Here is a 14,581-nt window from a genome sequence, read left to right as displayed (position 1 = left end):
TATGTACGCCCGGCATGGGCGGAATCTTTAGGGTGCAAGTCCCGAACGGGGGTTGGCGACAGACCTACCGTTAGCCAAGAGCAAGGGTGTCCACCGCGAGGTAGAATCTGAAGGAAGCTTTAGGCAAACCCTCGACCTGAGGTACACGAATCGCATTTGAGGCTGTCATAGCTGGACGAGTTGCCATAACACAACGAAGTCCGAAGTCGCCAAGGGTTATGGCAGTAAACTGCGGCAGGTGCATGAGGGGAAAGAGTCCGTTCTTATCCGGGGAGACCTGTCCGATACGCTAACAGAGATAGTAACCGCTGGTGAGAATCGGCGCTGAACGGACAGGAGTCAGCAGACGTCATAGTACGCGACGGTGCGCACGTCGCGGAAGGACTGAACATGAAGTGAGGTTGGACTGTATGCGTTCGTATGACGAGCAGCGACAGCAGAAAACTCCGCAAGGAGCCTTGGATCAGGAAGTAGCGGTGAAGCCGCAAGGGACTGGTACACAAGGGCTTAGTTCATCGTCGGCACAAGGACAGATCCCAACCTGCGAAGGCAAGGCCTTGCTGTTGGAGAGCGTGCTTGAGCGTAGCAACATGCTACAAGCGCTCGACCGAGTCGAATCAAATAAGGGAGCATCGGGAGTAGACGGCGTAGACGTAAAATCCCTACGAAATTATGTCGTCGAACACTGGGCTGGCATTCGCCAGCAGTTGCTCGCGGGAACCTATAAACCGCAACCGGTCAGACGAGTCGAAATCCCGAAATCCGGAGGCGGGAAGCGGGGACTAGGTATCCCAACCGTGATTGACCGACTTATCCAACAGGCACTACTCCAAGTACTGACACCCATTTTTGACCCGACGTTTAGCGAACACAGCTATGGGTTTCGTCCCGGACGAAAAGCACATGACGCAGTGATTCAAGCACAAGGATACATCCAAGCGGGATACCGATGGACTGTGGACATGGACTTGGAGAAGTTCTTTGACCGCGTGAACCATGACATCCTGATGTCGAGAGTAGCGCGCAAGGTCAAAGACAAGCGAGTGCTAAAGCTCATACGCGCGTATCTGAATGCTGGCGTCATGGTGAATGGGATTGCAACGAGAACAGAATTGGGCACACCGCAAGGCGGCCCGCTCAGTCCGCTACTCGCAAACATCGTACTTGACGACTTCGACAAAGAGTTGATTCGGCGAGGACACAAATTTGTCCGATATGCCGATGATTGCAACATCTACGTCAAGAGTCGCCGTGCAGGTGAACGAGTGAAAGCATCCCTGACGAAATACTTGGAGGATAACCTGAAACTCAGAGTGAATCGGGACAAAAGCGCTGTGGACAGACCATGGAAGCGCAAGTTTCTAGGGTACAGTTTTCTTTCGCAAAAACGCGCCCCGATACGATTAGCAGACAAGACAATAGAGCGATTCAAAGACCGCGTGAGAGAGATCACGAATCGGACACGTAGTATGCCTTTGCAAGAACGAATACGGCAACTGAATGCCTATATCCTAGGATGGGTGGCGTACTTCCGACTTGCCGAAATGAAAGGACACTGCCAACGATTCGACGCGTGGATACGCCGAAGATTGCGGATGTGCATCTGGAAACAATGGAAACGGGTGCGGACAAGAATTTGTGAACTGCGAGCGCTGAAACAACCCGAATGGGTCGTATTCATGATGGCAAACTCTCGACGCGGAAGTTGGGAAATGGCGAGGAACCTAAACAACGCCATGGACAAAACGTACTTTGAGGAACTTGGTCTGCGGAGTCTACAGGAGAGGTACTTGCAACTTCGCAGTGCTTTCATGAACCGCCGTATGCGGACCCGCATGTACGGTGGTGTGAGAGGTCGGGGGCTAGGCGCCCCCTCCTACTCGATCACCAGTACCACCATGGGCTGAGGGCTGCGATCGCAAGGAATGGCAAGAAGAAAAACGGCCAGAAGACTTGGTCATACATTTCAGCCTCACCGTGATGAATGGCGCGTTCCGCGTCGGCAGTTGTGAAGATTTCCGGGTCACCTTGGCGGGATGAGACAGGGCGAACGCCGTTTGTGTTTATTTGACGGAGGTAGATGCCGTCAGCAGTTACGTGGTGGATGACTCCGTAGTGAGCCCGCCCATACGCGTGAACGCAAACGGGCTGTCCGTAGAGCGTGCGCGCTTGACTATACATCGGATGCATTTGTACGACACCTCCCAGTGCGGATTGAGCGACTTACATCGTCAATCAATGCGACACTCAGGGCAAACGGAAGGTACAAACGCTGATTCCCCGCAAACTTGTCGATGGGTCCGAGCGGATGGATTCAAAAAGACGGGATAAAGGATGGCCAAAATTACATTTTGCGGTTAATCGGAACTGTGGTATTCTAAGATTTATGGAACATGCACCCGTAGCTCAGGTGGATAGAGCGGTGGTTTCCTAAACCGCGTCTTGCGGGGGTTCGAGTCCCTCCGGGTGCGCCAGTAAAGAAAAACGCGACTTCTGGTTATCTAGAAGCCGCGTTTTTCATAAAAATTTATGGTCAATTTTTGGGGTATTTTTAGAGTTGCTGAGGTAATCTGAGAATCTGTGTGTGCAGTATTCCTCGAGAAGATTTACTGGGTGAGCCCATCTTCTGTTTCCATCGCCTGAATCTCATTGGTACTACCTTTTTGCTTTTTATGTCGGTCTTAAGACTCTGGCTTTCCAGCTCATTTTGTTGTTTCATGACCGTAGGAGACTGTATCATGTGACTTTGTTTGCGACTTTCTTCATTGTTGTCATTCATTGATGTACCACCTTTCGTAGTAATTCTTACGCTTCATTATGATGCCTAATGGATGAGCGCGTTATGTAAGCCCAACATCACTGTACCCGCTACGCCCGGTCAAGTCCGTAATTGTGTGTAATTTCGTTTTCTCTTTGTCGATGGGGTGCCTTACCTTTTCATCGCCTTCTGACGACTTGAAGCTCTTCCGTTCATCTTGCGATTCGTGCGGCTCCACCCTTGCATGGATGCGGTTTGGTTTGTCCGGCCAGACGGGACCCAAGCGCAACGTGTTCATTAAGGTTCCGTCTGGATCAGCCAGTGTACCGCATCCTGCAAGGGATGCTGCGCTTTTCGCCTAACCCTGGCCACCCCAAGCGCAAGGTGGAAGCTTCATGATGCCTCCGCCTCGACCTTCTGCCTCCATTTCTCCTGCTGCTCTTTGCACCACGAAGCATATCCATCCATGTCGAGGTATTTTCGATGGGACGACCATCCCTCATCAATCTCCATCAGTAACGCTCCTAGCAAACGAAGCGCAGACTCTCGATTGGGAAAGATGCGAATGACTCGCTCACGACGGCGAATCTCCTCGTTTAACCGTTCCACGCTGTTCGTCGTCCGCAACTTCCGACGCAACGGTTCGGGCAACGCTAATACTGCCGTTGCATCCTCAAACCCCTCTTCCAACACCTTGACCGCCTTGGGTGCCTTCTCGCCGTATTCTTCGAGCACACGGTTTAACAGCGTCCTTGCTGTCTCCTCGTCAGGCGCCGTTAGAATCGCCCGTACCTGCTGCTGAATTTCAGACATCAGCGTCTTAGGCGCCTGATCAAGGATATTGCGCGTAAAATGCGTTTGGCAGCGTTGCCAGGTGCATCCGATGAATTGCGTTTGAACCGCCTGAACAAGCCCCGCGTGACTGTCCGATACGACAAGATCGACACCCCGCAGTTGCCGCTGTTTAAGCCACCCAAAGAAGTCATGCCAATTCGCATACGACTCCTTATCGCCAACACGCAGACCGAGGATTTCCCGAAACCCTTGATCATTGACGCCGACGGCAACCATCATGCTCATTTGCCGAATCCGTCGATTTTCTCGCACTTTGAGGACGATCGCGTCCACCAATACAAACGGATACGTTCGCTCTGACAAGTCACGCTCATTGAAGCTTTGCACCACCGGATCAAGGCGCTTGCATAGATCCGACACCGTCGACTTGGAAAAGGAGGTGCCACACAGTTCTTCCGTGATTTCTGTCACTTTACGCGTCGAAACGCCTTGCACCACCATCTCCATAAGGCTCAGGATCAGCGCCTGTTCGGAACGCTGATACCGTGAAAACAGTTCGGTAGAAAACTGCCCGTTGCGAAGGCGCGGAACGTGAAGTTTCAAGGTGCCGACGCGCGTCGTAAGCGATCGAGTATAGTTTCCGTTGCGATGATCGGTGCGGTCCTCCGAACGTTCATAAGGCTCTGCTTGAAGCTGCTCGCTGGCTTGCATCTGCAAGATCTGATTCAACACATGCTGTAAGAGAAGCGGCAATCCCTGATCACTTTGAAAAAGGGACTGCAAAAGATCGAGATTTATCGTAAACTGAGGTTGAGCCCTTTGGATTCTCCTTCTGTGAGTGAGTACTTGACACACCCATTCTACCAGAGGAAACCGAATGGCTCATCTTATTTGATAGAGCCAGTGCGCAGTCTCGAGCCTACGCACTTTTACACATAATAACGGACACTACTCTACGCCCATTGCTCGTGAATTGGCCAGTGGGTAACTCTTTAAGAAAATATGTTGTTCGTGCGCCATATGAAGAAATTGCAAAAAAAAAAAACGGGATTGCGCGCTCTGTCAACGCACGATCCCGTTTTTTCGTGAGATGAGTGTCGAGGTCAAATTAGGCTTTGGCAGCCGATGCGAATTCACGCTTGCGTTCTTCAATCTGCTTAAAGGCTTGCGCTGGCAGCGGCTTTTCTCCGCCAATTTGGCGGGCGTAAAGAATCAATTCAGCCGCTTCATCAAGCGTCGCCAGGAGTTGGGCGGTTTCGGAAGGCGTTTGGCTAAAGGCGAGTACGCCGTGGTTGGCCAATAAAACTGCTGAAACACCTGGATTCTGTTCAATCGCATTGACAATACCGCGCACTGAAGCATCAGAACCTCGGGGCGCCCACGGAATCACAGGTGTAGGCTCGGTCACGCCAAAACGCATGAGAGGTTCATAGACAACTGGAATAGGTTCGTGCGCAAGCGCAAATGCGGTTGCGTGTGGTGCGTGGGTGTGGATGATTCCCCCTACCGCTTTGCGCGCTCGGTAAACGGCAGCGTGCATCTGAATGATTTCTGCCTGTGTAGGCATGACTTCACCTTCAAGAACGGTGCCGTCAGTTCGAATGACAGCGAAGCTGTCCTCGTCGAGGTTGGCAACGTTTCCGCCGCGTGTCATAAGCATGGTATCGTCACTGAGACGAGCAGAGAGGTTGGCGTGGTGGCCGCGGAACATCAGGCCGGAATCCCGCAGTGAAACGGCAGCTTGAATGATCGCCTGTTTTGCATCTTTGATTTCCATTGAAACACCCCCGTAGGTATTGTGTCTACATACTGCATTATACAGTAAGATGTGTTTGACGCAAGGGTGAGAAAGTAAAGGGTGAAGTCACCGCGTGGACTTCGCGTAGATTCAAACATGTTACGTAAAAAGCAGGAAAACGCTCGGCAGATGACGTCGAATCGGGTAGTTAAGTTTGCGGATTTGTCGAACGCTGTTGTATTATGTCGAATTTAATTGTGCCGCATGCGCCCGTATGTTATGTTTGCTCTATACCTATTGTAAATATAAAGTAAGGGGTTTCATAACGTGAATCAAATCCGTCATAGTTTTGTAGGCAAGCTTATGGTGTTGCTTGGCGTTATTGTCCTTGCCGTAGTTATCATGATTGTCGTGTCGTTTCAACATTCGCAAAGGGTTATTCAGGCGACCAATACCCTTCGCGATACAGGTATGCGCATCAATCAATACTCACATCGAGCCAATACTTCATTTCTAACGATGGATGATCAATCCAATATGTGGGTAGGTTTGCAAGGTTATGGCGATCAGTCACTCAGTCAAGCCACTTTCAATCAAATCAAGGCGGCCGAGGGCAGTCTCAACCAATCCTTGCAAGATCTCGCTCCGTTGATGACGAAGGCGAATGATCAAACGTTATTGCGTCACGCTATGCAAGATGCGAACCGTTATGAAGGGTACTTCTCCCAAGTCGAAAAACTGAATGCCACGGATCACAAAGCGGCCCAACAGATTATGTTCATTACCAACAGCGCGGTATCAAACGCGCTTACCTCGGATTTGAACCGTCTTGAGGCCATAGGAAAAACCATCGTTGAGCAAAACACTGTGAATACCTTGACGGATGCAATGAGTCAAGAACGAATCATTCTTTTTGGCGGTGTGATTATTGTCCTTTTCGCGCTTGGCATCATGTTTTTTACCTATATCCTCCTAAGGCCGCTCTCCCTCATCGCCAAACGGGTTCATCAGATCTCGGACGGAGACTTCAGCGTTGAGGCACTTCACGTGAAAAATAAAGATGAAATCGGTGTCCTCGCAGAATCGTACAATGAAATGGTCAATCGCCTGCGCGAGGTATTAATCAGCGTGAGCGACAGCGCACAACACGTCGTCGCGGCATCCCAAGAATTGATGGCAAACGCTTCCCAAACGAGTGTTGCGACAGAACGAATTGCTGAAAATATCCAGGAAGTTGCGACCGGCGCTGAAAAACAAACGTCGAGCACTCACGCGGCAGTGTCCACGATCTCAGAAATCGGCATGTCTGCACAAGAAATTTCTAAGCGCACAAAGAGTGCCGCCGCAACATCGGTTGACGCCACTGCACTTTCTAATCAGGGATTGGTTGCGATTCAACAGGTGTATGACGCAATGGTTGGCATTCAGTCCCAAGTGCGCGAACTCGCGTCAAATGTCAGCGCGCTTGAAAATCACTCTCAGCATATTGGAGAGATTGTCAGCGTAATCAGCGAGATCTCTGGACAAACAAATCTGCTCGCGTTAAATGCAGCAATTGAAGCTGCGCGGGCTGGTGAGTACGGAAGAGGATTTGCGGTGGTTGCAGAAGAAGTCAGGAAGTTGGCTGAGGAGTCGGCCGCGTCATCCAAACAGATTGCCGATCGCATCCACTCCATTCAAACAGAGATGTCTGCCACGGTGGAACTGACATCCTCTGTGCAGCAGAAGGTCGAAAACGGCATGAACGATGTGCAAACAGCGGGTGCGGCGTTCACAAACATTCAACGCGGAATCCAAGAGGTGGCGCAGCAAATCGAGGAGGTTTCGTCGGTTGTGGAACGCATGTCCGTGGGAACACTTGACGCAAACCAATCGATGAAAATTGTGTCGGATCTAACCTCCGGGGCGTTTACTAGCACGCGAAATGTTTCGGAGGCAGCCCAAGAACAGCTGGCTTCCATGGAAGATATCGCAGCGTCAGCGACGGAACTCTCGCGCATGGCGGAGACGTTGCAAGAAAAACTGTCACACTTTAAAGTATAGGAAAGATAAGGAGGGATCGTCATGATTCAAGAGGTATCTGACCTTTACGCACTTCTCGCGGCTGTCCACGAGAGTATTGATAACATGGTAAGTGAACTGACAGATGATCAATGGTTAAAAAGACCGCTTCCCAACTTCAACAATGTCGCATCGGTGCTGGATCACGTCGTTCGTGTCGAAAAGAAATTTTTGTCAAGTCTTGAAGGAGCAGTGATTGAAACTCACCCGGGTGATCCTTTTAAATCAGAGCAGTGGGATTTGCAGGTGATCCGACAGGCGTGGGCGGAGTCACTTCCCTACGCAAAGCAAATACTTTCAAACCTGACGGAGGAGGAGTTGACCGAACCAGGATTGAAGCTTGGGATTGGGCAGCTCAACAAGCGTCAGCTCATCAGTTATGCGATCGCGCACGCGACCCATCACAGGGGGCAGCTTCCGCTTATTAAAAAGTTACTGGGTTAATCGCCTTGGTTGATCAGCGGATAAAGCCTCGCTCGCGGAAGCGGTGACGGGGCTTTATTCTCTATCTGCTCTTTAATAACAGGTTCATCGCCTGCTGCACGGCATCGTGTGTAGTAATCTCATCCTCCATTTCCTTGCGAATACACTTCTCTAGATTATCAACGACAATCGCGGCGATCGCTTTATCGACAGCGCTGCGAATGGCGGAGAGTTGAGTTACGACATCTTTGCAATCCCTTTCTTTTTCCATCATTTCCAAAACGCCGCGTATCTGTCCCTCAACGCGCTTAAGGCGGTTGAACATCTTATCTGTATATTCCATATAATTCACTCCTTTATATAAGGATATTCTATACCTCTAAGGGTATTATAAACTTGTCATGTACAGCGTCAATACGAAAAGATTGGAGAGAGAGGGGACTTGCTTCACTTGACACATATACCCCAATAGGTATATAAATACCCTATCTCGTATTCGAGATTGAGGAGGTTATTTTATTGAATTATACATGGGTAATCCTGGTCGTAGTGATTGTGGCTTACTTTTTTTGGAGCCGCAAACGCGGTTCAGGAGTTTCGCAAATTAGTTCGACTGCTTTGCAGGAGAGACTAAAGAGTGACGCTGCATCACTAGAGATCGTGGATGTGCGCGAGCCTTCGGAGTTTAAAGGGGGACATATTGCCAAAGCAAAAAATATCCCGCTTGGAACGCTGGATCGCATGCTGAGTGAACTTCCGAAGGACAAGGACGTCGTATTTGTATGCAGAAGCGGGGCGCGCAGTTCGATGGCGGCTCGTAAAGCGCAAAAGAGTGGGTTTAAGGCTATCTATAACCTCACAGGTGGCATGTCCAGCTGGAGCGGTCCTGTAAAAAAATAGTATAGATGAAGACTGGCTTTTCATCTCGAACATCTAGCGTAAATTCGAATCGATGGGGTGATGGCCATACTCACGGTATCACAAACCTTTCTCGCCATTCTTTCTGGCGGTATTGTAGGTTTTACGCTGGGCTTGCTGGGTGGCGGAGGCTCCATCCTTGCAGTCCCCCTGTTGCTCTATGTCGTTGGGTTGCGCGATCCACACGTGGTAATAGGAAGCACAGCACTCGCTGTCTCTGTGAACGCGTATATCAACTTGATTTCACACGCCCGCAAGAAAAATGTCTGGTGGAAACCGGCCGTCGTTTTTTCGCTGCCAGGTATCATCGGCGCATATGCCGGTTCGGAAATGGGAAAATTGGTTCCGGACAAACAGTTGCTGTTTCTTTTTGCAATTCTCATGATCGTGATTGCCGTTCTTATGCTACGTCCTAAAAAAACATCTGCTGAACAGGCATTTGACAAAAATGACATTCGCTGGATTAGAATCATTCTCGCTGGATTGTTGGTGGGACTTCTCTCGGGTTTCTTTGGAATCGGCGGCGGATTTTTGATTGTGCCAGGGCTTGTCTTTAGTACGGGAATGCCCATGATTTTGGCGATCGGAAGCTCCCTGTTCTCTGTTGGGACATTTGGATTGACGACGGCAATCAGCTATGCAGTCTCTGGTCTTGTCGATTGGTGGGTTGTCTTGTTGTATGTTGGCGGTGGTGTGATAGGAGGTTTGTTTGGCGCGTGGGCGGCCACGAAATTGAGTGCAAAACGTAAAACATTAAATTACATTTTCTCCTCAATCATCATCGTTGTGGCCGTTTACATGCTGATCATCAACTTCCAAGCGATGCATCTTTAGAAAACATTGGTTGTTTCCCGATTGACATGGAGGATGACCACATCGTAATATACCCCATATGGTATGCGCTGTTAGTGCTGCCTGTGAGATGTGCAGGATAACTCGGTGTGCCATCTCATATTTCATCAATATACTGGAGGGAAATCGATGGCGAAGCGCGTGGCGATTATCGCATCAAACGGTGGGCTTGAGACGGCCTACAAAGTCTTAAATATTGCAACGGCGGCGGCGGCCACCGATGCAGAGGTAGGAATTTTCTTTACGTTCGAGGGATTGTCGATCATTCACAAACAATCCGAAGCGATGCTTAAACTTCGTCCCGAGAATGCGCACTTTGCAGAAGGGTTTCAACGCGCTAATGTCCCGACTGTCAGCGAATTGCTTGAGATTGCGATAGACAGCGGTGTCAAGATGCTCGCTTGCCAGATGACCGTAGATGTTATGGGACTTACCAAAGAAGATTTTATTGACGGAATTGAAGTGGGCGGAGCCGTTGCCTTCTTGGATTTCGCCTATGATGCAGATGTATCAGTGACATTTTAAGTTTAAAAGGGGGAGCATCGAAAGTGACGCAACAACTTGTTGATTTGACAATTGATTGCAAAGGGCTTTCGTGCCCTATGCCCATTGTAAAAACGAAAAAGGCGATTGATCAAGTGAGCCCTGGCCAAGTGTTGGAAGTACTTGCAACGGATCCGGGTTCGGTTGCAGACATCAAGAGTTGGGCGACGCGAACAGGCCATCAGTTTATTGGTACGACTAAAGACGGAGATGTTTTTAAACACTACATCCGTCGAACGGATCCGAATGAAGTAAAACCGGAAGGGCGACACGGAGACGTGATTAGCAATGAAGAACTTCATGGATTGCTAACTCAAAATCCAGTGATTCTAGACGTGCGCGAACCGATGGAGTATAATTTCGGACATATTCCTGGGGCGAAGCTTGTGCCTTTGGGTCAGCTCGAAGAAGAACTCGAATCGCTGCGCAGCTTGTCCGATCAAGTGATACATGTCGTCTGTCGAAGTGGAAATCGCAGCGATACTGCGTGTCAAATTTTATCTGAGCACGGTTTCAAACGCGTGAAAAATGTGGTGCCTGGCATGTCAGATTGGACATTTGAACTCGAACAGAGTCCGTCGTGATATACAGCAGAGAACCCGCCTTTTGTGCGGGTTCTCTACATCACAGTTAGCCGATCTGGGAATGCTGGGGTGGCAATCTGATGATTTGAGAGAGAGGGAATGCAAATGTCGACGACAGCGATTACGGATGCAACATTTCGTGACTTTATCAATTCAGATAAACCTGTCTTGGTTGACTTCTGGGCAACCTGGTGCGGCCCGTGCAAAATGATGGCGCCTGTTCTTGAAGAGGTGTCTCGTGAGTATGCCGCCAAACTTAAAGTGGGAAAGCTTGATGTGGATCAAAACCCGCAAATGTCACAACAATACCGCATCATGAGCATTCCGACGATCATTGTGTTTCAACAAGGAAAGCCGGTAAAGCAAATCGTAGGTTTTGTACCTAAAGCGCAATTGATTTCTCAATTGTCCGGAATTATTTAATGCAATAAGGTTTGTTGTGGGAGCGTATGGAGTGTGTGCGAGAAAAAACGTCGAAGTGGAGAGTGCTCCGTGAAGACAGGACACATTGTCTATTTTATCGCGCGCAGCGAGCGCGTCCCGCATGTTTTGAAGGATGCCTTGCGGAGATCAACGACCTATGAGATTGATCTCTTTTTTGATTTGGACGGCACCCACGCGTTGGATACACGCTATGCGGATCAGCTGTCAAAGGAATTGGAGATCAATCTTGCGGCATTGTTCGAGCAGGTGATTCAGGCAGGCATTCACTTGTACGCCTGCCAGATGAACGTTATGAACTCTTGCCATCTTCACTGTATTGATGGTGTTGAACCGGCCGGTGTTGTAACGTTTCTTGAATGCGCATACCGAGCGGATGCTGTTTTCAGCTATTGAGGTGAGCGCGATGGATCCGAAAAAAGTAGTGCTTTTTGTTTTACATAGTGAATTAGAGTCTGCATATCCCCCGCTGAACATTGCGGTCGGTGCTGTTTCGTCAGGTGCTGAAGTGATTCTGGCATTTGGGCGAGATGGCGTCGACATTTTGCGGTCTGACTATATACCGATCCCCTCAAAGGGTGGCGCATATCTCGCGAATGGTCTATATGATTTTGGCGCGCCAAGCATCATGGAATTATTAGAGATTGCGTCAGGGATGGGAGTTCGCTTTGTGGTAATCGATGAGGACCACGTTCCGACGAAATGGCCGATTGAGCGAAAAGAACTCCGATGGATTCTCAATGAATCGGCTGACGCGGATTTGTTTGTCCATTTTTAAAAAATCTTGGCGTCCTGGGCGTTCAGTCACGATCAAACAGGGGGATACCAAGCATTTCTTCAAGGCGTCTTTTTCGATCAGGCCACTCCTCGTCAATAATACTGAAATAGACCGTATCCCGTATATAACCGTCGTGTAGAATACGATGTTTGCGAAGAATTCCCTCTTTTGTTGCGCCGATGCGCTCAATGGCTTGTTGAGATCGCGTGTTGCGTCTGTCTGTTTTCAGTTGGATTCGGATCATCCCTAACGTCTCGAAGCCATATCTGAGAAGCAGGTATTTACACTCGGTGTTGATCGCGGTGCGCCAAACGCGCGGCGTGAGCCATGTCCACCCAATTTCGATGTGATGATTTTCTGCGGAATAGTCAAGATAGCGCGTACTTCCGATCAACTGGTTTGTGGCGTTTTCTCTGATCACATAGGGAAAGTCAACACCCGTGCGCCTGTCAAGCAGTGCGCGTTTTATGATTTCCGCCATATCTTCTCTTGTGCGAACGATCGATGGGAGATAGGTCCAGATACGGTCATCTTGGCTCGCTTGAAAAAGTTCATCTGTGTGTTCTTCGGAAAGAGGGATGAGCGTCACATGACGTCCAGTTAACTCGGGCAGGTCAAGCATGGGTACCACCCTTTTCAAAGCGAATGATAGGACAACAAAAGCAGACGTGATTATCATACTAGAATTTCTCGGCAAACCCTATACATCATCTGAACGAAAATGTTTTCGGTCGACAAAAAAGAACACTAAAAAATGTATTCAATCTATTGAAACATGTAAGCGATTACTTTATGATAATCGCATAGAAATGTTCTAAATATCTACGGAATAACATCGTATTCATTTCGGTGTCCGTGGAGATAGAAGTAGAAATGTCTAAAATACCGAAATCCTTTTCGGTAAGCCATCAAAAAAGGGGAGGTCACACGAATGAAACACCGTAAGAAGATTGGATTGGCCGGCGCAGCCGTTCTCGTCGGGGCACTTTCTGGTTTCACGCAGCCGTCACACGCGATCCAACGATTCAGCCAGCATATTACAAAACATGCAAGCGCAAACACGACACCGCTTACGATTGTACCGGGGCCAAACGGGGATTTTCAAAATAATTTTAACCCATTCTCTCCTGCCGCGAATTACGGGACAATCGGACTGATCTATCAACCGTTGTTTTATTTTGACAATATCAGTGGAAAAACCTTTCCGCTGTTAGGTACATCGTTTTCGTGGACGAATGCGAACAGGACCTTAACCGTGCATCTGCGCGATGCGAAGTGGTCGAATGGAAGCGCATTCACATCAAGCGATGTCGTATTTACTTTTGATTTGTTGAAGAAGTATCCTGCGGCAGATGCAAACGGCGTGTGGTCGCAGCTTTCCTCTGTACAGTCGAGAGGCCCGCATGAAGTGGTCTTTCAATTCAAAAAGGCGAATGTCCCTTTTGCCTCTTACGTCCTAGAGCAATTTATTGTGCCGCAACGCGTATGGGCGAAACTTGGCGACCCGACAAAAGTTGGCGCGATGCAGCCGATGGGTTCTGGACCCTACATTCTGTCGTCTTTTAACGCTCAAGATTATAAATTTTACTCCAATCTTCAATACTGGGGCGGTCCTCCGGTCGTCCGCAACCTCGAGTTCCCAGCGTATTCTGGGAATCAAAGTGCGGATTTGGCGCTGGCGACAGGGCAAATTGCGTGGGCGGGGATTTTTATTCCGAGCATCCAGTCGATCTACGCATCAAAGAGCCCGCACAACAAATACTGGTTCCCGCCGTCAAATGTCGTCATGCTCTATACAAACCTGAAGGATCCGCTGTTGAGCCAGCTCCCTGTTCGCCAGGCGATGAGCCTTGCCATTAACCGCAATCAACTCTATTTACAAGGGGAGTATGGTTATGAGCCGCCAGCGAGTCCTACAGGACTTGTACTTCCAAACAATAAGGCGTGGGTGGATCATTCGCTTCCAAAGCAGGATCTCACCTTCTCATACAATCCCGCTAAGGCTGTACAAATTCTTGAGAAGGCTGGATTCAAAAAAAATGCACAGGGCATCTTCACCAAAAACGGTAAAGAACTCTCCTTTACGCTGCAAGTCGTTTCTGGTTGGACGGACTGGGATACAGACTGTGCGCTCATTGCAAATGAGCTTGGAAAGATCGGGATTAAGGTAACCGTACAAGAAGAACAATTTGGCGCGTACTTCAGCAACATCAACAGCGCAAAGAAAAACTATCAGTTGGCCATATCCTGGACAAACACGGGACCGTCGCCATACTTCCTGTACCAGAACATGCTGAATAGTCAAGGATCGTTTAACGTTGAACAGTTGCGCAATGCGACGGTCAATCACGCGCTTCAAATGTTCTCGGAGACTTCTTCGTCAGTTGTTCAGCACCAGGCGATCGATATGCTCGAAAAGTACATGGCGGAGCAACTTCCAAGCATTCCTCTCGTGTATGGCGCGACGTGGAATGAGTATAACGACACGAATTTTACGGGTTGGCCGACACAGAGTCATCCGTATGTCAATCCGGCACCATTTAATCCTATCTCCGTGGGCATTGTCTTGACTCATTTGAAACCAGTCAATTAAGGCGATTCATGCTTTCACAGGTGGAGGCAATGGCACAGTGAACCGGAAGATGCATCGCGGTTTGATGGATCTTCCGGGACCTATTTGAGAGTCTCTG

Annotated in this window: 16 protein-coding genes and 1 tRNA gene; 12 read left to right on the top strand and 5 right to left on the bottom strand. The window is 49.2% G+C overall.

What is annotated here, in order from left to right; genetic code table 11:
* Nucleotides 1–410: 410 nt before the first annotated feature.
* Nucleotides 411–1,907, top strand: a complete 1,497-nt coding sequence (gene ltrA, locus ATW55_RS10740) for a group II intron reverse transcriptase/maturase (RefSeq protein ID WP_082685760.1) — start codon at nucleotides 411–413, stop codon at nucleotides 1,905–1,907.
* Here ltrA and ATW55_RS10735 read toward each other — a convergent pair.
* Complete coding sequence (locus ATW55_RS10735) at nucleotides 1,885–2,190, bottom strand: hypothetical protein (protein WP_067717144.1); 306 nt, start codon at nucleotides 2,188–2,190, stop codon at nucleotides 1,885–1,887. The two genes, ltrA and ATW55_RS10735, sit on opposite strands and share 23 nt — an antisense overlap.
* A gap of 205 nt (nucleotides 2,191–2,395) precedes the next feature.
* On the opposite strand from ATW55_RS10735, the gene ATW55_RS10730 reads away from it, so the two are divergent.
* A tRNA-Arg gene (locus ATW55_RS10730) sits at nucleotides 2,396–2,474 on the top strand.
* 677 nt (nucleotides 2,475–3,151) lie between these two features.
* Here ATW55_RS10730 and ATW55_RS10720 read toward each other — a convergent pair.
* Nucleotides 3,152–4,378, bottom strand: a complete 1,227-nt coding sequence (locus ATW55_RS10720) for an IS256 family transposase (protein ID WP_067717155.1) — start codon at nucleotides 4,376–4,378, stop codon at nucleotides 3,152–3,154.
* 283 nt (nucleotides 4,379–4,661) lie between these two features.
* Nucleotides 4,662–5,330 carry a class II aldolase/adducin family protein gene (locus tag ATW55_RS10715; RefSeq protein ID WP_067717138.1) on the bottom strand — a complete coding sequence of 223 codons (669 nt, stop codon included), beginning with the start codon at nucleotides 5,328–5,330 and terminating at the stop codon, nucleotides 4,662–4,664.
* 288 nt (nucleotides 5,331–5,618) lie between these two features.
* On the opposite strand from ATW55_RS10715, the gene ATW55_RS10710 reads away from it, so the two are divergent.
* Nucleotides 5,619–7,334, top strand: coding sequence for a methyl-accepting chemotaxis protein (locus tag ATW55_RS10710; RefSeq protein ID WP_067717134.1), 1,716 nt, complete (start codon nucleotides 5,619–5,621; stop codon nucleotides 7,332–7,334).
* Nucleotides 7,335–7,355: 21 nt separating this feature from the next.
* On the top strand, nucleotides 7,356–7,796 hold the full coding sequence (locus ATW55_RS10705) for a DinB family protein (protein ID WP_067717130.1): 441 nt from the start codon (nucleotides 7,356–7,358) through the stop codon (nucleotides 7,794–7,796).
* A 61-nt stretch (nucleotides 7,797–7,857) separates the two neighbouring features.
* On the opposite strand, the gene ATW55_RS10700 is transcribed toward ATW55_RS10705, so the two are convergent.
* Complete coding sequence (locus tag ATW55_RS10700; protein ID WP_067717125.1) at nucleotides 7,858–8,118, bottom strand: metal-sensitive transcriptional regulator; 261 nt, start codon at nucleotides 8,116–8,118, stop codon at nucleotides 7,858–7,860.
* A gap of 176 nt (nucleotides 8,119–8,294) precedes the next feature.
* Here ATW55_RS10700 and ATW55_RS10695 point away from each other — a divergent pair, with 176 nt between their 5' ends.
* The 7 genes from ATW55_RS10695 to ATW55_RS10665 all read left to right on the top strand — a co-directional run bounded on the left by ATW55_RS10695 (nucleotide 8,295) and on the right by ATW55_RS10665 (nucleotide 11,891).
* Nucleotides 8,295–8,675 (top strand): rhodanese-like domain-containing protein, encoded by a 381-nt coding sequence (locus ATW55_RS10695; protein WP_201024969.1) that lies wholly within the window; start codon nucleotides 8,295–8,297, stop codon nucleotides 8,673–8,675.
* 60 nt (nucleotides 8,676–8,735) lie between these two features.
* Nucleotides 8,736–9,527, top strand: a complete 792-nt coding sequence (locus tag ATW55_RS10690; protein ID WP_067717122.1) for a sulfite exporter TauE/SafE family protein — start codon at nucleotides 8,736–8,738, stop codon at nucleotides 9,525–9,527.
* 147 nt (nucleotides 9,528–9,674) lie between these two features.
* On the top strand, nucleotides 9,675–10,070 hold the full coding sequence (locus ATW55_RS10685) for a DsrE/DsrF/DrsH-like family protein (RefSeq protein ID WP_067717119.1): 396 nt from the start codon (nucleotides 9,675–9,677) through the stop codon (nucleotides 10,068–10,070).
* A gap of 23 nt (nucleotides 10,071–10,093) precedes the next feature.
* Nucleotides 10,094–10,672, top strand: coding sequence for a sulfurtransferase TusA family protein (locus ATW55_RS10680; RefSeq protein ID WP_268753395.1), 579 nt, complete (start codon nucleotides 10,094–10,096; stop codon nucleotides 10,670–10,672).
* A gap of 105 nt (nucleotides 10,673–10,777) precedes the next feature.
* The gene (gene trxA / locus ATW55_RS10675) at nucleotides 10,778–11,095 is read left to right on the top strand and encodes a thioredoxin (protein ID WP_201024968.1); all 318 of its coding nucleotides are present in this window, start codon (nucleotides 10,778–10,780) and stop codon (nucleotides 11,093–11,095) included.
* A 69-nt stretch (nucleotides 11,096–11,164) separates the two neighbouring features.
* Complete coding sequence (locus ATW55_RS10670) at nucleotides 11,165–11,509, top strand: DsrE/DsrF/DrsH-like family protein (RefSeq protein WP_067717111.1); 345 nt, start codon at nucleotides 11,165–11,167, stop codon at nucleotides 11,507–11,509.
* 10 nt (nucleotides 11,510–11,519) lie between these two features.
* A complete protein-coding gene (locus ATW55_RS10665) occupies nucleotides 11,520–11,891 on the top strand; it encodes a peroxiredoxin family protein (RefSeq protein WP_067717108.1) in 372 nt (123 codons plus the stop codon).
* Between the two features lie 22 nt (nucleotides 11,892–11,913).
* On the opposite strand, the gene ATW55_RS10660 is transcribed toward ATW55_RS10665, so the two are convergent.
* Nucleotides 11,914–12,513 (bottom strand): GNAT family N-acetyltransferase, encoded by a 600-nt coding sequence (locus ATW55_RS10660; protein WP_067717105.1) that lies wholly within the window; start codon nucleotides 12,511–12,513, stop codon nucleotides 11,914–11,916.
* A gap of 309 nt (nucleotides 12,514–12,822) precedes the next feature.
* Here ATW55_RS10660 and ATW55_RS10655 point away from each other — a divergent pair, with 309 nt between their 5' ends.
* Nucleotides 12,823–14,484 (top strand): ABC transporter substrate-binding protein, encoded by a 1,662-nt coding sequence (locus ATW55_RS10655; RefSeq protein WP_067717101.1) that lies wholly within the window; start codon nucleotides 12,823–12,825, stop codon nucleotides 14,482–14,484.
* The last annotated feature ends 97 nt before the right edge of the window (nucleotides 14,485–14,581 follow it).

This window comes from Ferroacidibacillus organovorans (assembly GCF_001516615.1).
Taxonomy (GTDB): Bacteria; Bacillota; Bacilli; order Alicyclobacillales; family SLC66; genus Ferroacidibacillus; species Ferroacidibacillus ferrooxidans_B.
Note: the sequence above shows the minus strand (reverse complement) of the source record. Positions and strands in the feature narration are given on the sequence as shown.